Annotated in this window: 13 protein-coding genes and 1 pseudogene; 4 read left to right on the forward strand and 10 right to left on the reverse strand. The window is 60.6% G+C overall.

Features of this window, described 5'->3' with window-relative positions; genetic code table 11:
* Window positions 1-4: 4 nt before the first annotated feature.
* The 3 genes from DU505_RS14285 to DU505_RS14295 form a co-directional block, all read right to left on the reverse strand.
* Window positions 5-1,258: an ABC transporter permease gene (locus DU505_RS14285; RefSeq protein WP_114479662.1), complete on the reverse strand. Its 1,254-nt coding sequence runs from the start codon at window positions 1,256-1,258 to the stop codon at window positions 5-7.
* Between the two features lie 90 nt (window positions 1,259-1,348).
* Window positions 1,349-2,467 carry an extracellular solute-binding protein gene (locus DU505_RS14290; RefSeq protein ID WP_114479663.1) on the reverse strand — a complete coding sequence of 373 codons (1,119 nt, stop codon included), beginning with the start codon at window positions 2,465-2,467 and terminating at the stop codon, window positions 1,349-1,351.
* Window positions 2,468-2,590: 123 nt separating this feature from the next.
* Window positions 2,591-3,724: an ABC transporter ATP-binding protein gene (locus DU505_RS14295; protein WP_114479664.1), complete on the reverse strand. Its 1,134-nt coding sequence runs from the start codon at window positions 3,722-3,724 to the stop codon at window positions 2,591-2,593.
* A 451-nt stretch (window positions 3,725-4,175) separates the two neighbouring features.
* Here DU505_RS14295 and DU505_RS14300 point away from each other — a divergent pair, with 451 nt between their 5' ends.
* The 3 genes from DU505_RS14300 to DU505_RS14310 all read left to right on the forward strand — a co-directional run bounded on the left by DU505_RS14300 (window position 4,176) and on the right by DU505_RS14310 (window position 8,451).
* Window positions 4,176-4,601, forward strand: a complete 426-nt coding sequence (locus DU505_RS14300; protein WP_114479665.1) for a universal stress protein — start codon at window positions 4,176-4,178, stop codon at window positions 4,599-4,601.
* 53 nt (window positions 4,602-4,654) lie between these two features.
* On the forward strand, window positions 4,655-6,307 hold the full coding sequence (locus tag DU505_RS14305; RefSeq protein ID WP_114479666.1) for a BCCT family transporter: 1,653 nt from the start codon (window positions 4,655-4,657) through the stop codon (window positions 6,305-6,307).
* Window positions 6,308-6,666: 359 nt separating this feature from the next.
* Window positions 6,667-8,451 carry a sensor domain-containing phosphodiesterase gene (locus DU505_RS14310; protein WP_114479667.1) on the forward strand — a complete coding sequence of 595 codons (1,785 nt, stop codon included), beginning with the start codon at window positions 6,667-6,669 and terminating at the stop codon, window positions 8,449-8,451.
* 42 nt (window positions 8,452-8,493) lie between these two features.
* On the opposite strand, the gene DU505_RS14315 is transcribed toward DU505_RS14310, so the two are convergent.
* From DU505_RS14315 to DU505_RS14330, 4 genes are all read right to left on the reverse strand, one after another.
* Entirely contained in the window at window positions 8,494-10,605 is a 2,112-nt protein-coding gene (locus DU505_RS14315) for a sensor domain-containing diguanylate cyclase (RefSeq protein WP_114479668.1), read from the reverse strand.
* 158 nt (window positions 10,606-10,763) lie between these two features.
* Complete coding sequence (locus DU505_RS14320) at window positions 10,764-11,489, reverse strand: 3'-5' exonuclease (protein ID WP_114479669.1); 726 nt, start codon at window positions 11,487-11,489, stop codon at window positions 10,764-10,766.
* A gap of 3 nt (window positions 11,490-11,492) precedes the next feature.
* Entirely contained in the window at window positions 11,493-13,406 is a 1,914-nt protein-coding gene (locus DU505_RS14325) for a DUF294 nucleotidyltransferase-like domain-containing protein (protein WP_114479670.1), read from the reverse strand.
* A 146-nt stretch (window positions 13,407-13,552) separates the two neighbouring features.
* Window positions 13,553-13,951 carry a DUF4168 domain-containing protein gene (locus DU505_RS14330; RefSeq protein ID WP_114479671.1) on the reverse strand — a complete coding sequence of 133 codons (399 nt, stop codon included), beginning with the start codon at window positions 13,949-13,951 and terminating at the stop codon, window positions 13,553-13,555.
* Between the two features lie 197 nt (window positions 13,952-14,148).
* Here DU505_RS14330 and DU505_RS14335 point away from each other — a divergent pair, with 197 nt between their 5' ends.
* Window positions 14,149-15,069, forward strand: coding sequence for a DMT family transporter (locus DU505_RS14335; RefSeq protein WP_114479672.1), 921 nt, complete (start codon window positions 14,149-14,151; stop codon window positions 15,067-15,069).
* 13 nt (window positions 15,070-15,082) lie between these two features.
* On the opposite strand, the gene mtgA is transcribed toward DU505_RS14335, so the two are convergent.
* The 3 genes and pseudogenes from mtgA to DU505_RS22905 form a co-directional block, all read right to left on the reverse strand.
* The gene (gene mtgA, locus DU505_RS14340) at window positions 15,083-15,796 is read right to left on the reverse strand and encodes a monofunctional biosynthetic peptidoglycan transglycosylase (protein WP_114479673.1); all 714 of its coding nucleotides are present in this window, start codon (window positions 15,794-15,796) and stop codon (window positions 15,083-15,085) included.
* A gap of 24 nt (window positions 15,797-15,820) precedes the next feature.
* Complete coding sequence (gene fghA, locus DU505_RS14345) at window positions 15,821-16,675, reverse strand: S-formylglutathione hydrolase (RefSeq protein WP_114479674.1); 855 nt, start codon at window positions 16,673-16,675, stop codon at window positions 15,821-15,823.
* Window positions 16,676-16,865: 190 nt separating this feature from the next.
* A pseudogene (locus tag DU505_RS22905) lies at window positions 16,866-17,029 on the reverse strand (S-(hydroxymethyl)glutathione dehydrogenase); the annotation flags it as partial.

Below are 17,029 nucleotides of genomic sequence, written 5' to 3' on the forward strand. Positions count from 1 at the left end.
CGGATTACCCCAGCTTGACCTTGTCAACGCCGATCAGGCGGTTGAAGACGAGATAGAAGATTATCACCACAAACAACAGGATCGAGGCGATCGCCGCGGCCAGCCCCCAGTTGAGCGAGGTCTGCATATGATAGGCGATGTAGTTGGTGATGAACCGGCCCGACTGTCCACCAACCAGGGCTGGCGTGATGTAGTAACCGATAGAAAGAATGAAAACCAGAATGCCCCCCGCGGCGATGCCGGGAATGGTCAGCGGAAAGTAGATCCGCCGGAAGCAGAGGAACGGGCGCCCTCCGAGCGAGCGAGCCGCCCTCATGTAGCTGGGGGGGATGGTCTTCATGACCGAATAGAGCGGCAGAATCATGAACGGCAGCAGTATATGGGTCATGGCGACGATGGTGCCGGTCTTGTTATGAATCATTTGCCATCGTGCCTCATCGGCAATCACGCCAATCGCTACCATCACATCGTTGAGCACGCCCTGGGATTGCAGAATGGCGATCCAGGTGGTGGTGCGCACCAGCAGCGACGTCCAGAACGGTAACAACACCAGAATCATCAACAGGTTGGAGTGGCGCAACGGGAGGTTGGAAAGCAGAAACGCGATGGGGTAGCCGAGCAGCAAGGTCAGGCCAGTGATGACGGCACTCATCCAGAAGGTGCGCCAGAAGAGTGCTACATGAATCTCGAGATGATCCGGCACCTTGACGATCTCACCATCCACGGTGAGTTGACGATCGATGGCAGCCAGGTAATACGACATCGTGAGGGGCGCCGCTTCACGCTGGATAAGCTTCCAGGTATCGATCTCCCCCCATGTGTCGTTGATATCGATCAACGCATCACGATAGGGCGGCTCCAGGGCATTGACTCGACGCGCCGTACGGTTGATGGTCGAGCGCATACCCGACTTCTCGTAATTGAGCCGGCTCGACAGCAGCCCCAGGTTGCGGGCCTGCTGGCCTTCCTGCAGGTCCTCCACCAGAGCGGCGAACGCAGGTTCCCCGGGAAGTGCGTCACCTTCCCAACCCTCCAGGGCTTCAACGGTCCGCGACAGGTTAGTCGAGACTTCGGGGTTGTCCACGCTACGCCACAACATGTCGAAGATCGGCATGACGAACGCAATAATCAGGAACAGCAGCAGGGGCGATACCAGCAGTAGCGCCTTGATCTTGGACCGCCGTACGGCACGACGCAGGCTGACCTTGAGCGGCACCCCATCGGCGGTTGTCAAGGGGGAAGAGGGAGATTCAGACACGCAGGCCTCTCCAGTAAGCGACAGGACGATTCAGAAGAATTCGAGTGAAATGCAGCCGCCACCCGAATGAAATCGGGTGGCGGCAAGGTCTTACTGGGCCAGCCAGGCGTCGAAACGCTGAGTCAGTTCATCATTATAATCTGCCCAAAACTCATCATCCTTCTGGATGGCGGTTTCGAAGTTTGGGCCATAGGTCGGCATGTGCTCTTCCATCTCGATGCCGGTTTCAGCATGTGTCGAAACCATTTGCGACGAGGATTTACGAGCCGGTCCATAGGAAATGTACTGTGCCTGGTCAGCGAGCCGCTGGGTGTCGGTAGCAAAATGGAGGTAGTCCCTGACCTTGTCCATCTTACCTGTCGGCACGACCCATCCATCCAGTTCGAATACCTGGGCATCCCAGATGATTTCGAACGGCTGATCTTCACTGACCATAGCGTCGAAAATGCGGCCATTGTAAGCCGAACCAAACGCCACTTCCTGGTCGGCCAGCAGCTGCGGCGGCTGGGCACCCTCTTCCCACCAGATCACCTCATCCTTGATGGTATCGAGCTTGGCAAAGGCGCGCTGGATACCCTCTTCGGTCTCGAGCATGTCGTAGACGTCGTCGCGATCAACACCGTCGGCGATCAGCGCCCATTCCATATTATTGATGGGCTTGCGCATCAGTGTCCGCTTACCCGGATAATTCTCCAGGTCGAAGACATCTTCGATGGTGCTGGGCTGGTTGTCTTCGGGGAACATCTCGGTATTGAAGGCGACGATGTTGGAGTAGACGATCGAAGCCACGAAGCACTCGCCAAGGGCACCGTCGACGAAGTCCTCACTTGGCGGCGTTCCGTCCGGGGCATCGGCCAGCAGCTCATCATGATCCAGCGGCTCGATCAGGCCCTCGGCGCAGGCGATCATGGCATCCGCCGGCAGCATGTCGACCAGGTCCCAGGTCACGTTTCCGGCCTGGCTCTGTGCCCGCAGGCCGGCCAGGGCATTACCACTACGATCGATATTGACGATCTCGTCGCCGGTCTGCTCCATCCAGGGTTCGTGATAGGCCTTCTGCTGACTCATGCTGTAGGCGCCGCCCCAGGAGACGATGTTGAGCGTCTGCTCTGCCTGGGCCACGCTGGACAGACCGACGACAGAGGCACTCGCCACCGCCAGCGCCAAGGTGCGGCGTACCGCGCGCTTGTGATTTCCCTGTTGTTTCATGTCACTTCTCCACTTGTTGTTGTTGCTCACTCGCTATTTGCACTACCAGCTTTTATCAAGCTGTTCTACCGCTATTACGGCTCCATTTACCGACGGCCCAGCTGCCCCGTTGCCCGGGGCAACTTAGGCATCCAGCGCCCGGCAATCCTTGCTCGACCACCCGACCTTGATGGTTTGCCCAGGCCTGAGGTTCGGATGGCCTTTGGCGTTGGGGGTCTTGAGAATGAACTCATCGTTGCCGCAAACGGCCAGGCGGGTACGCAAATGGTCGCCAAGATAGATCACCTCCTTTACGTGTCCTTCGAAACAGTTGTCGAAGGAGAGAGATTCATCAAGGAGAATGCTGACCCGCTCGGGCCGCAGTGAAAGGGTCGTTCGCGCCCCGACACCGCCGGCAGCCACCGCCTTGGCCAGCACGATATCTCCGCTGTCGAGTCGAACCTGGCAATCATCCCCGATATGCTCGACCACCTCGCCCTGAAGGCGATTGTTCTCGCCAATGAAGTAAGCCACGAAGGCGTTCTCGGGCTCTTCGTAAAGCGTTTCGGGCGTCGCCAGCTGCTGGACGATGCCATCATTGAAAACGGCGATCCGGTCAGACATGGTCAAGGCTTCGGTCTGGTCATGTGTGACGTAGATCATGGTCACGCCCAGGCTGGCATGGATTCGTTTGATCTCGTACTGCATTTCTTCTCGAAGGTTCTTGTCCAGCGCACCCAGAGGCTCATCCATCAGCACCAGCTCGGGCTCAAAGACCAGCGCGCGTGCCAGTGCGACGCGCTGCTGCTGGCCACCGGATAGCTGAGCCGGACGGCGATCGCCGAACTCTTCCAGGCGTACCATCGCCAGCGCTCGGTCGACCTTTTTCCTGGTTTCGTCCTTGGAGAGATGCCGCACCTCCAATGGAAAGGCAAGGTTCTCGGCAACGGTCATGTGGGGGAAGAGGGCATAGTTCTGAAAAACCATGCCGATGCCCCGCTTGTGGGGTGGCAGGCCGCTGATCTGTTCGCCCTTGAGGAGAATCTCACCATGGGTCGGGGTCTCGAAACCCGCCATCATCATCAGACAGGTCGTCTTTCCCGAGCCGGAAGGTCCCAGCAGCGTGACGAACTCGCCTTGCTGGATGTCCAGGTTGAATCCCTTGACCACCAGCTCGACACCGTCGTAGCTCTTCTGAACATTCACGAAACGGGCAAAGCACTCCCCCTGGTCCTTCGTTTCCCTGACATCGGCTTCTACTTCAAGACTATCGTTCATGCATGGTTCCCGCGAATAGCCAGCAACCAGCGGATCGTTAGGTGTCGAGGACTTCCGCTAGCCACCTGGCCAAGTGGTTTTGTTCTCATTGGAATGGGTCGACACTAGTCCGATAACGACAGGTGCCGCAACCCCAAAGAGTCCAATCAGCGTTGAAGGTATTGTGAACATTTGTGAGCAAAATCGGCTAGTGACACGGTTTCGCCATGAGGCCAACCATCGCCCATGCCTGCGTCATGGCCCTCCGGGAATTACTCTAGCCGGCAAGGTACCTCGAAAATCCATCTCCCGGCCGGTACACTAGCCGCTCACGATACGAAACGATGTCCTGGGGCCTCTCAAGAACGCCTCTGTAACAGGACTGGTATCGTGGGCAAAAGCCGCCACACTCTAAAGTGCCATCAGCCGTATCGAGACTCGCTCGATCGCCCGGAGTACTAGGAGAATCGGCATGTACAACAAGATCATGGTGCCAATCGACTTGGCACACCTCGAAGTACTTGAACCCTCCTTGAAAGCGGTCGCCGATCTGGCCCGCCATTACGATGCCGAGGTGTGCTACGTCGGCGTCACATCCTCCGCACCAAGCAGCGTCGCAAGAACGCCGGAGGAGTTCACCCGCAAGCTGGAGGCGTTCGCACAGGAGCGATCCAGGGTGCATGGTCAACCGGTCAGCACCCACACCATCGTCAGCCCCGACCCGATCGCCGATCTGGATGATGACCTGATACAGGCCATCGAGGATGTCGGAGCCGACCTGGTGGTCATGCCGACCCATCCGCCCAAGCACCTGGACGTCATCATGCCGTCCCATGGCGGCAAGGTGGCTACGCACACCAAGGCATCGGTTTTTCTCATCAGGCCGAAGACTGCCTGACGTTTTTCATGACACTAAAAACCTGACGACACCAATTGCAAGGGAGATGTCTCGTGGCCAATCCCCACACGGACAAAAGCGACAAGGAGCCTAATGGCGGCTCCGAAGGAATTCCGGCTCCGGAGGGGCCGGCAAATCTCATTGATACCGACTACGTCATTGGACAGGACAACATCACCACCACCACGCTAGGTGTGGATATCGACCTTCATGGCAAGGTTTTCACGATCTCTGCCATCGTCATCCTGTTCTTCGTGATCGTTACCCTGGCGCTTCAGGAGCAGGTCGCCCCTATCTTCGATGGCGCCTTTAACTTTCTCACCGGCAATCTGGCCTGGTTCTTTCTGTTTGCCGCGAATGTTTTTGTCCTGCTGTCGATCGTTCTGATCTTCACACCGCTGGGGAAGGTGCGGATAGGCGGGGCAAACGCCACACCTGACTTCAGCTATGCCGGCTGGTTCTCCATGCTGTTCGCCGCGGGGATGGGCATCGGTCTGATGTATTTTGGCGTCTCCGAGCCCATGGACCACTTCCAGTCTGCCTTGGGAGGCATTGCCACGGAGAATGGCGCCAGAACCGATTGGGCTCCGCTCGGTGCCGCCGAGGGTAACGAAGAGGGGGCGATCGCGCTTGGCATGGCCGCGACCATCTTCCACTGGGGGCTGCACCCCTGGGCGATCTATGCCGTAGTGGCCCTGGCACTGGCGATCTTTTCCTACAACAAGGGCCTGCCACTGACCATGCGCTCGATCTTCTACCCCATCCTGGGCGAGCGTGTCTGGGGATGGCCGGGCCATGTGATCGATATCCTGGCGGTATTTGCCACCCTGTTCGGCCTGGCCACCTCACTCGGTCTCGGGGCACAGCAGGCCACCAGCGGCCTCAACGACCTCTTCGGCATTCCCGAAGGCAATGCCACCATGGTGATCCTGATCATGGGTATTACCGTGATCGCCATGGGCTCGATCATGCTTGGCGTCGACAAGGGCGTTCAGCGACTCTCTCAGCTCAACATGGTGCTGGCGCTGGTGCTGCTGCTGTTCGTGATCGTCGTCGGGCCGACGCTGATGATCGCTACTGGCTTCTTCCAGAACCTGTTGTCCTACGTGACCAATCTGCCGGGGCTCTCCAACCCCTTCGGTCGTGAAGACGCCAACTTCACCCAAGGCTGGACCGCCTTCTACTGGGCCTGGTGGATCTCCTGGTCACCGTTCGTCGGCATGTTCATCGCACGGGTGAGTCGCGGGCGCACCGTAAGGGAATTCCTGATCGCCGTATTGCTGGTACCATCCCTCGTCTCGGTACTCTGGATGACCTCCTTCGGCGGCACCGGCATCGACCAGTTCATCCGGGGCACCTTCGAGGGCGAGACCGATGCCCTGTTCATCATGCTGAGCGGCCTGCCGCTGACGGAGATCACCTCCTTCATCGCCATCGTTCTGGTCGTGGTGTTCTTCATCACCTCTTCTGACTCCGGTTCACTGGTGATCGACTCCATCACCGCCGGCGGCAAGATCGATGCCCCTCGGCCACAGCGCATGTTCTGGGCAATCATCGAAGGCGCCATCGCCATCGCTCTGCTTCTGGGTGGAGGACTGGCCGCCCTGCAAGCCGCGGTGATCACCACCGGCCTCCCCTTCACGCTGGTGCTTCTGGTCGCTTGTTACGCCATCATCAAGGGTCTGATGAGCGAGCCACGGGGCTGAGCTGATCGCGGGCCTGGATAAGCAAGAAGGTAAAGAAAGGCGGCCCGAGGGCCGCCTTTTGGGTTCTGCCCGTCCGACCAGATCCATCGACCGGCGATGGCCGTCCAGCCCACGTCACCGGTCGATGTCCCAATCCTTCATGACGTTCAGCATCCCTCAAGGAGCAGGACCCTGATATGATTGCTCGCCTCGAGAAACATGCCCCGAGCCCCCTGCCACGACGACTTTGCCAAACCAAGGTAATGGCTTTAGTCAAGCGCAATGTAATAAGGCCTTCGGCCACTGGTAACCCACGAACGTATCGGGCATATTTCAGTAAGCCCCCACTACAATTACGATAAAGGAGCCGTTCTACGCCCATGATGGCACCCGAAGACGCCTTCCGTCTGCTCGCCGATGGTTTGGGCAAAGCCGGCACTCCACAGGCATTCGAGCATCTGGTCGAACGCATCGCGTCGATTTTCGATGGGGATCATGTCGTGATCGGCAAGGTAATGCCCAATCGCGACACCATCCTCACCGTTGCCTTCTGGTCTCAAGGAGCTCTACAGCCAGCCGCAACCTATGAACTGGCCGGCACCCCTTGCGAACACATCTTGAATGACGATATCTGCCAGTTCCCTGATAATCTCCAGGAACGTTTCCCCAATGATGCGCTGCTCCGGGACCTCGGTGCGGAAAGCTACATCGGTATACCCCTCCGAGCACCGAATGGGCAGATGCTCGGCCTGCTGGCACTGATGTGTAATCGTCCGTTATCGCTGGCCGCCTACGGACCTGAGGTGCTGCGCATCGCCGCCACCCAGGCAGGCGCCGAGATGGCACGCCGGATGGCGGAAGAAACCCGTCGCAGCAGCGACCAGCACATCGAGCAACTGATCTACTGGGACAGCGTAACGGGGTTGCCGAATCGCCGGCATTTCATGGAGCGCCTTCAAGAGGCGTGCGACCAAGCCCAGTTGCAAGGCAAAAGCCTGGGGCTGCTCTATCTCGACCTGCAACGCTTTCGCCAGATCAACGATACCCAGGGCCATGAGCGAGGGGACCTATTGCTCGCCGATATCGCCGCGCGGTTCGGCGCCCAGGCCGAGTCCGGCGAATTCGTCGCTCGCCTGGGGGGCGACGAATTCATGGTACTGCTGACCAATACTCGCCCAGCCGCCATGGCACATGCGATCGAACGCTACCGCAACAGTCTCTCGCCACCGATCCAGATCGCCGATCGTAGCTTCTCGATCTCTGCCAGCGTCGGTGCGGCTCTCTTCCCACGAGATGCCGATAACGCTCAATCGCTGTTTCAGCATGCCAGCATCGCGCTCAATCATGCCAAGCGGGACGACAGTCGGACCCGCTTCTTCAACACCAATATGGCCGACGAACTGCACCAGCGGGAGTTCCTGCAGTTGCGCTTCATCGAAGCGTTGAACCAGGGTGGCCTGGCGCTGCACTACCAACCCCAGTTCTGCCTCAAGACCGGCAAGTTGAGCGGAGCCGAAGCGCTGTGCCGCTGGCACGATGAGATACTCGGCCATGTCAGCCCCGGCACCTTCATTCCCCTGGCTGAGGAGCAGGGGCTGATCCGGCAGCTGGGTGATTGGGTACTGGACGAGGCGTGCAACCAGTTGCATGCATGGGATGCACTGAACAAGCCGTTTCCGGGGCGATTGTGTGTCAACGTCTCGGCTCAACAGATGGATGACCCACGCCTGGCGGAGCATGTGCAGCGTCTCGCAACCCGGGTGGCGCCGGGTCGTCTTGGCCTCGAACTTACCGAAAGCGGGCTGATGCGCAACCCTGAACAGACCGTGCGTATCACCCGCGCCCTGCATGATGCCGGCTTCGGCCTGGCGATCGACGACTTTGGCACCGGCTATTCGTCACTGACCTATCTCAAGCGCTTTGCCGCCGATACGCTCAAGATCGATATGTCCTTCGTACAGGACATGCTCAAGAGCAGCCACGATCACGCCATCGTTGCCACCATCATCGCCATGGCTGAAACCCTGGGGATGCAAACCGTGGCGGAAGGCGTCGAGGAGGCGGAGCAGGCCGAAGCACTGCGCGAACTGGGCTGCACCGGCGTTCAGGGCTTCTACTACGGCAGGCCCGTGGACGGCAGGACATTTGCCGACCTCTGGCTCTGAGCCAAGCCGACCCGGCAACGGTCAGTACAAGTCGCTACAGCGTCAAGAGGAAGCAGCGGGTGTCGGACCGGTAGCCTCGTCGCTGTCCGCCAAGTAGACCCTGTCGCGCCCTTCGCTCTTGGCACGGTACATCGCCTGATCCGCCCGCTTGACCAGGGTCTTGCGGCTATCACCCGGTTGCCACAACGCCACGCCGATGCTCACGGTGATCATCTGGGACAAGCCCTCGATGACTAGCGAAGCAATCAGCCGACGCAGCCGCTCGGCAAGCCCTATCGCCGCCTCACGGTTGGTCTCGGTCGCCAGCACCACGAACTCCTCGCCCCCCCAGCGCCCCAGATGATCACAGCTGCGCAGCGACTGCGATACGCCTTGCGACAATACGCTTAATACATGATCGCCCATTTCATGGCCGAACCGGTCGTTGATGCGTTTGAAGTGGTCGGCATCGAACAGTAGCAAGGCGAAGACGCGGCCGTAACGCTCGGCAGCGCCCAGCTCGACATCGATAGCCTGTTCGACCCGGTAGCGGTTCCAGACACCGGTCAGGTTATCGAAGTGGGCCAGTTGCTCCAGTCGACGATTGGCCTCGCCCAGCGCCAGCTGTTCTTGTCGCAGGCGGGCGTTGAGCCGGTCCACTTCGTGGACCGAAGCAGCCAGTGCCAGGTCCTCGCCGAGGTCGACCGCGGCCACGCGTTCGATACGCTCCCAGGCTATACTGCGCCCACTCACCTCCTCACGCCAGGCAGAATGGCGGCCAGGCAGAGGCTGGTCCAAGACGGGTTCACGGCGCTGTTGCTGACGAAGCCGGCCAGGCGAGACGGCCCAGTAGAGGGTCTCTATCTGTTCGGGACGAAACAGCAGCAGCCAGTCACGCCGCCCAGGATTGAGCCGCAGTGGTACTGCCAACAGACCGCATACACCATCCAGTGCCAGCCCCTGCGCGAACGCGTGCGACGTCAGTGCGGCAGAGTACCAGGGGCCGTCATGAACATGCTCGGCTTCCAGGCGTGTCACCAGGTCGACCAGGTCGCCATGAGCCGGCACCTCACCGAAACCGAGTAGCGCGCCATCATGAAGCAGTGCGACACCCTGGGCACGAAACAGCAGCAGCCACTCCGCCCCATGACGCCTGACCAGCGCTTCCGGGCTGGAAAGGCGCTGGCGCTCCCGGGTCAGCAGGTCGCGGCTGTCCTGTACCCGGTGTAGATAACGGGCCTCCTGCCTCGCATTAAGCAGGAACAGCCGCTGGGAGGCCATCTGCACCAGTACCCTGGCCGCCTCACGAACCGCTGGTGCCAACGGCACGGCCCCCAGGCCGTGCCCCACCAGCAGGCCCCATAGCCCATGCTGCCCACGGATGGCGATGGAGAGCATGGCACCGACCCCGATATGCACCTGGTAACCCACCTGTTCAGGCGATACCGCACGCAACACGCTGGCATTCAAGTCGTCGCGCTGGCTATGACGCTCCGTTTCACGCGTGAGGACCTCGACCGGTACCGCTTGCACGTCGGGAACGCTACGCACCGGGCTCTCATCGAAGAGACGCCTCGCTCGCGCCGGGAAATCGCTGGCGGGAAAGTGCTGGCCATGCAGGGAAGACACCCCGTCGGCACAGTGCTCGGCAATGATCTTGCCATGACGGTCGGCATCGAAGCGACAGACCAGCACGCGGTCGTGGCCGGTAAGGTGGCCTACACCTTCCACCAGGGTATCCAGCAGGGCGTCAATGCTGTCGGTTTCACCAATACTTCTAAGCCACTCGTTGACCTCTCCCATCAGACGCCGTTGGCCCTGCGAACGACGCGGCTCGATTTCCACCACGATACGATCACCACGCCGGTGGGCACTGACCTGCGCACGAAGCGCCGATTCGGCGAGCTTGCGTGTGAAGGCCAGCGGCGCCGACATGCGCGACCTGCCTTGTATCTCGCGTTTCAGGGTCTGCGCCAGACGGCGGCCCAGGATCTGGGCAAGTGAGGCATTCAATACCTCCGACATGGACAGGTGGGTCAGATCGATCAGATTGGCGCTGGCCCCGAGCACGGCGTCGGCGTCGGCGTCGAGCACCAGCAGCCAGCCGCAGGGCTGAATATGGCCTGCGACTCTGTAGAGCCCTTGGCCCCCAGTGTCGTTCTGGCTCGGCGTCATGTCGGCATACCTTGTTTGTCAGCCACAGAGGGTAGCCGATCACTGAGAGACGAAGAACGCTCTATGAAGAACGCTCTATTCTGAAGCTATCGCCTCGGTCCTGAACGCTAGAGTACAGCACTTGACGGTGGTCATCTCATGCGCTGCAGCCGTATCGGCTAGCTCCACAACTCGCCGATCGTCGCCTGGGATCGATAGTGGGTGGCAATCTGAGCCTGGAGCAGCTCGGCGGTGGCCAGGGCATCGAGCAGCGCATGATGGCCCTGATACGCCGGCAGACCATAGCGAGCCCGGCTATCGCTCAGCCGAATGGATACGGGAGGCCGGCGCATCCAGCGCCGAAAGCGTGCCCACAGCGAGAGCCGGTGTCGCCGCGCCTCCAGGGACATGGTGTCGATGACCGGAAAGCGAAGCTCCTCCCCCAGGCGTGACCTGGCCGCCTCGTCCAGGAACGGCCGCTCGATATGGCGAAAGTGCACCACGGCAAGACGACCGGCCATGGCCTCGAGCAGTTCGGGCAACACCGTCGCCAGGTCCGGCGCCTCAGCGATTTCCGAATGGGTGATGCGATGGAAGGTGATCGACTCACTGGACAGGGGCCGGGATGGGCGCACCACCCAATAGCGACGTTCGGCCCAGCGAATGCGACCGAGGGTGAAGGGAACCAGGCCGATGCTGACGATATCATGGCGACGCGCATCGAGCCCGGTGGTCTCCAGGTCCAGCGCTACCAGCGGTGCCTCGTCGATGGGAGTGTCGGGGGTCGGGCAGCTGGCGGCAAAGTAACGGGCCAGTTCTGGCGATGAGACCCTGTCGGCTCGTGCGGCAAGATACGCCGGCCAGTCGGGGAGAGAACGCGCTGGAGACAGGCGATGAGAGAGCATGGCCTAGCGAGACCGGCCGGTGCGAGCCGGCATCGGATAACGATACTTGAGAAACTTCTGTGCGTTGCTCAGGACCTGGAAGGCGTCCTTGAGGTTGTGGCGCTCGCTATCTTCGACGTTCTCCGGTTCGATGTTGTTATCCGGCATTCGGTCCTGCTGAATGTCGATGACCTGATGGCGTATCCGCGCCATGGCGATCAGTTCCAGTGCATATCGCAGCTTCTCGCCGGCCCCCGGTGCCAGCAACTGGGTGTTGCCGATAGCGTCGAGCCGCTCGAAGCTGTTCTGTGCCTGCGAGCCGCAGGCCAGGGCATGCACCCGGATCAGATCCACCATGGGTGCCGTGCCACGTCGCTTGAGGTTGATGGAATTGTTTTGCTTGCCATCCTTTTCCATCACGAAGGTCCGGAAAAATCCCAGCGGCGGCGTGCGATTCAAGGCATTCCGCGCCATGGCCGCCAGGAACAGCGGGCTTCCGGGTGCTTTCTTCGCCACCAGGTCCTGCAACTGCTCGACATACGCCTCTTCGCCATAGTTGCTGTCCAGATCGAAGAAGATCGAACTGTGCAGCAGACGTTCGGGGGTGGGGTTGTCGATCCAGTCATTGAAGTAGCGCTTCCACACCGAGAGAGGCTGACGCCACTTGGCGTTGGTCGCCATCACCTCCCCCTTGCAATACGGGTAGCCGCAGGCATCGAGGCCATCGCTGACACGCTCGGCCAAAGCCAGGAAGTAGGCGTCGTGTCGCTTGGCATCGAAATCGTCGGAGAGTACCAGGGCATGGTCCTGGTCGGTGACGATGGACTGCTCATTGCGCGCCATGGAGCCATTGACCATGAAGCAGTAGGGAACCGGCGGCGGCCCCAGCTCCTCTTCGGCCAGCTCCAGCAAGCGTCGGGTGAAGCTGCGGCCGATGGTTGACAGGGCACTGCCCACCATCTGCGAGTTGGCCCCGTCTTCCACCATGCGCACGAAGGCGGCGCGCACATCGGGAGCCAGCTTGGCCAGCCCTTCGGCGCTGGACTGGTGGAAGATATTGCTGACCAGGTAGAGGCTACTGTGGGTCTCGTAGCGGATGATGTCCGATAGATGCACGATACCCACCGGACGGCGGCGATGCAGTACCGGTAGATGATGGATGTTGTTGCGCAGCATGCACAGCATCGCCTCATGCACCGATTCGTCGGACTGGATGGTGATCAGCCGTTCGCCCAGCAGCTCGCCGACGGGCGTGTCGGGCGAAAGGCCCTCGGCCACGACCCGTGTGCGAAAGTCACTGTCGGTCAAGATGCCACAGACCTTCCATGGCCGGTCTTGGCTATCGGTGAAGGTGTAGCGTGGATTGTTGTCCGGTGCATCCAGTACCAGTGCCGCCGAAGCCTGGGCCTCCCCTATCTGGCGTGCCGCCTGCTGTACCGTGGTGGCGGCCTCGATCATGACCGGATAGCGCGTCAGCAGCTTGCGCACCCGAGTGATCATCATGTCGTTGGCTTGCTTGTGCTGTTCCACCGCCGCCGCCATGCGGGGTCGCCCCAGTTCGACGAAGTCGGCGAAATGCTCGTCGGCTTCACAGAGCTTATGAAACAGCGGCTCGGGAATGAAGTAGATCAGGGTGTCTTCCAGTGCCCGCGCCGGGAAACGCACCCGATGATTTCGCAGCAGGCTGAAGTGGCCGAAGATGTCCCCTTCGCCCAGACGATTGTAGAGATCGCCGTTGCGACGATAGACCTCCACGGCGCCACTACGGATATAGCACAGCTCATGAAGCTCCTGGTCGAGCACCAGGATATCAGTGCCCGCCTTGAAGTAACCCACCTCCACCTGCCCGGCCAATGCATCGAGCAGGTCGTCGGAGAGGCTCTCGAAGGGAGGAAAGCGGCTCATGTGCTGACGAATTTCCAGTAGCTCCACTTCCATGCGTCACCCCACTGTCAGCGCAAGATTGGATGGCGACAGTGTGTAAGGCTCCCTTGATGCTGTAAAGAGCCGAATGCGACTCGCAAATAGCAGAAAGGCCACCCTCGGGTGGCCTTTCTGCATCATGCTGGCGATGCGCCGTCACATCAGGATTGCTCGGCCATCTGCTGCACACGCTGCATCAGCTCGGGATCCTGCTGGATGGCGTGCCCGATGGCGTTGAAGGTATCCACGTCAAGACCGCTATCCTCGACCACTTCCACCATCTTGTCGTTGGCTTCCATACGCACTTCCTGCTGAGTCTGCTCATCCTCAGCGGCGTGCAAGCGCTCGGTATACTCCTGGGAAATCACCGCGATGTCCTGAGACGCATCGGCAAACTGCTGCAACTGGTCGTCAGAAAAATCCTGGGCCGGCGCGGCGGCTTGCGGCTGCTGCTGAGGATCGGCGGCCGGATCTTGCGCGGCATCCTGAGCGTGTGCCTGAACGGCCATGAGGCCGGCAGTGAGCAGGGCGGCCGAGAAAAGTGCAGTCATCCTTTGCATGAAATACCTCCAAAACGTATTGCGTGGGTGTGTTGCGGTACGTGGGGGTGAGACGCGGGTGAGACGCATGGGTTCAGAATTTCCTTGTAACCGAATGAAACAACATCCGCCGTGAAAATACTTATCTTGCTACCTTTTCCCGCACCCCAAGACACAGTATCGTCGCTACTTTACTCAGATATGGATGCTGGCTGTCAATGAGCGCTCCTGCCCCTTCTCGGCTCGATACAATACTGCTGGCCGGCATGCCGGTGCTGTTCGTGGCCCTCTGGAGCACTGGCTTCATCGGCGCCAAGTTCGGTCTTCCCCATGCAGAGCCGTTCACCTTCCTGTTCGTGCGCTTCGTATTGACCCTCCTCCTGCTGGTGCCACTGGTCAAGCTGTTCAAGGGCGGCTGGCCACAAGGGGCACGACTATGGGGACACATCGGTGTTTCCGGCATGCTGGTGCATGGCGCCTACCTGGGTGGCGTCTTCTACGGTATCTACCTGGGCATGCCGGCAGGCCTGGCCGCTCTGCTGGTGGGGCTTCAGCCATTGCTGACGGCCACCCTGGCAAGCCCGCTGCTGGGCGAGAGAATCACTGTCATCCAGTGGCTGGGGCTGCTGCTGGGGCTTGCCGGTATCGTGATGGTTCTGGGCAGCAAGCTCGACCCGGGGGCGGCACTGTTTCAAGGCTTTGGTCTGGGGGCCCTGGCCAGCATTCTGGCCGCATTGGCGGGTATCACCCTGGGCACGCTCTACCAGAAGCGTTTCTGCACCGGCATGCCGTTGCTTTCCGGCACCGTGGTGCAATATCTTGCGGCAGGCTGCCTGCTGGGAGTCGGCGCCCTGCTGTTCGAGGAGCGCAGCATCGACTGGAGTCCCACCTTCGTTCTGACCATGGCCTGGCTGGTACTGGTGCTGTCTATCAGCGCGATCCTGTTACTGATGGCGCTGATTCGGCGTGGAGAGGCGTCACGGGTGGCGAGCCTGTTCTATCTGGTACCGCCGGTCACAGCGCTGCAGGCCTGGTGGCTCTTCGATGAACGACTGCCGTTGACGGGCCTGATTGGCATGGTCGTCACCATCGTCGGCGTCGTGCTGGCCGTTCGCTACAAGTCACCAGGCAAGGCATGAAGCGACTATCGGTTCAGTCTGCGGCTAGCCGTTCCAGGTAGCTCGAACCGCCGAGGTTGCGCATCTGCTGGCGTATCCACTGGCTGCGCCGCTCCGTCTGCGGACCAGGCCGCGCAGCATCCCAAGCCCGGGGGTTGGGTAGAATGGCGGCCAGCCGACTCGCCTGCACCTCGTTCACCTGGCTGGCCGACACGCCAAAGTAGTGCTGTCCGGCTGCCTCGAGACCAAATACACCGTTGTCCCACTCGGCGATATTCAGGTAGACCTCGAGAATTCGCTCCTTTGGCCACAGTGTCTCGATCAGCAGCGTAAACCAGGCCTCGAGCCCCTTGCGTGCCCAGCTGCGCCCGGTCCAGAGAAACAGGTTCTTAGCGGTCTGCTGGCTGATGGTGCTGGCACCGCGCAGGCGCGCACCGGAGCGGCTGGCTTCCCAGGCGCGCCGCATCTCGGCGACATCGAAGCCCCTGTGATCGGGAAAGCGCTGGTCCTCGGCGGCCATCACCGCCAGCTTGGCGTGGTCGGAAAGCTCTCCCCACGGGCGCCACTGATGCTGGATGGGCAGCGACTCGCCGGAGAGCCAGGCTTCGACCTTGCGTTCCAGCATCACCATCGAGCCGTAGGCCGGCACATAGCGCATCATCAGCACCAACACCAGCGACAACACAACGAAGGCGGCCCCGACCAGGGCCGCCCAGCGCAGTACACGAAAGAGAGCGGCGCGAATCATGTCACGCCTGACAGCGTTCGTTGATCAGCGTTTGAATAGATACTCGGCATGATAGCGCAGGTGGTCCTCGATGAAGCTGGCGATGAAGTAGTAGCTGTGATCATACCCTGGCTGACGACGCAGCGTCAGTGGATGATCGTGTGCACTGCATACCGCCTCGAGTCGCTCGGGCTTCAACTGCTCGACAAGGAAATCGTCCTCCTCGCCCTGGTCGATGAACAGGGGTTGGCTCGACGCCCCCTTGGCCACCAGCTCGCAGGCATCATACTGGGTCCAGCTACCGGGGTCTTCTCCCAGGTACTCGTGGAAGGCCTTGCGCCCCCAGGGGCACTGGCTGGGATTGACGATCGGCGCAAACGCCGAGACCGAGCAGTAGTGACCGGGCCGACGCAGCGCCATGATCAATGCGCCGTGACCGCCCATGGAGTGTCCACTGATGGCCTCACGGCCGTTGACCGGAAAATGTTGCCGAACCACCGAGGGAAGCTCCTCGGTGACGTAGTCATACATCCGATAATGATTCTTCCAGGGCTCCCGGGAGGCATTGACATAGAAACCGGCACCGGAGCCAAGGTCGTAGCTGTCGTGCTCACCCGGCAGGTCGGTACCGCGCGGGCTGGTATCCGGGCAGACGATGGCAATTCCCAGCTCTGCCGCCACACGCTGGGCTCCTGCCTTCTGCATGAAGTTCTCGTCGGTACAGGTCAGCCCCGACAGCCACCAGAACAGCGGCACCCGCTCGGTCTCGGCCTGGGGTGGCAGGTAAATGGCGAACACCATCTCGCAGTCAAGCGCGCGCGAGCGGTGCCGGTAACGCTTGTGCCAGCCACCGAAACTCTTGTTGGCCGATACCAGTTCGAGCTTTTCGGTCATGCTCATCGTTCGGTCTCCTCACGGTCGTGCCCAACTGACAACGACCGAAACGGCTGATTGCGGGCGCGTATTACGTATCACGCGCGGTTTCGAGTGCCTATCACCCGCGCGTCACGCAGCGTCGGGTGTGAGTAAAAAGCGACGCGTATCATCCGCGCGTCACGCAGCATCGGGCGTGAGTAAAAAGCGGCGCGTGTTAATAGTGAAGCACGGTACGGATGCTCTTGCCGGCATGCAGCAGCTCGAAGGCCTCGTTGATCTGATCGAACGGCAAGTCGTGGGTGATGAAGTCGTCGATGTTGATCTCACCGTTCATGTAACGCTCCACATAGCCGGGCAGCTCGGTACGCCCCTTGACCC

It is taken from the genome of Billgrantia montanilacus (assembly GCF_003336675.1).
Lineage (GTDB): Bacteria > Pseudomonadota > Gammaproteobacteria > Pseudomonadales > Halomonadaceae > Halomonas > Halomonas montanilacus.

Bases quoted from the DNA above. Each gene is read 5' to 3' on its own strand.
- fghA (WP_114479674.1), bottom strand. From the start codon at position 16,675: ATGAGCATGACCGAAAAGCTCGAACTGGTATCGGCCAACAAGAGTTTC.
- DU505_RS14325 (WP_114479670.1), bottom strand. From the start codon at position 13,406: ATGGAAGTGGAGCTACTGGAAATTCGTCAGCACATGAGCCGCTTTCCT.
- DU505_RS14300 (WP_114479665.1), top strand. From the start codon at position 4,176: ATGTACAACAAGATCATGGTGCCAATCGACTTGGCACACCTCGAAGTA.
- mtgA (WP_114479673.1), bottom strand. From the start codon at position 15,796: ATGATTCGCGCCGCTCTCTTTCGTGTACTGCGCTGGGCGGCCCTGGTC.
- DU505_RS14330 (WP_114479671.1), bottom strand. From the start codon at position 13,951: ATGCAAAGGATGACTGCACTTTTCTCGGCCGCCCTGCTCACTGCCGGC.
- DU505_RS14315 (WP_114479668.1), bottom strand. From the start codon at position 10,605: ATGACGCCGAGCCAGAACGACACTGGGGGCCAAGGGCTCTACAGAGTC.
- DU505_RS14335 (WP_114479672.1), top strand. From the start codon at position 14,149: ATGAGCGCTCCTGCCCCTTCTCGGCTCGATACAATACTGCTGGCCGGC.
- DU505_RS14310 (WP_114479667.1), top strand. From the start codon at position 6,667: ATGATGGCACCCGAAGACGCCTTCCGTCTGCTCGCCGATGGTTTGGGC.
- DU505_RS14295 (WP_114479664.1), bottom strand. From the start codon at position 3,724: ATGAACGATAGTCTTGAAGTAGAAGCCGATGTCAGGGAAACGAAGGAC.
- DU505_RS14320 (WP_114479669.1), bottom strand. From the start codon at position 11,489: ATGCTCTCTCATCGCCTGTCTCCAGCGCGTTCTCTCCCCGACTGGCCG.
- DU505_RS14290 (WP_114479663.1), bottom strand. From the start codon at position 2,467: ATGAAACAACAGGGAAATCACAAGCGCGCGGTACGCCGCACCTTGGCG.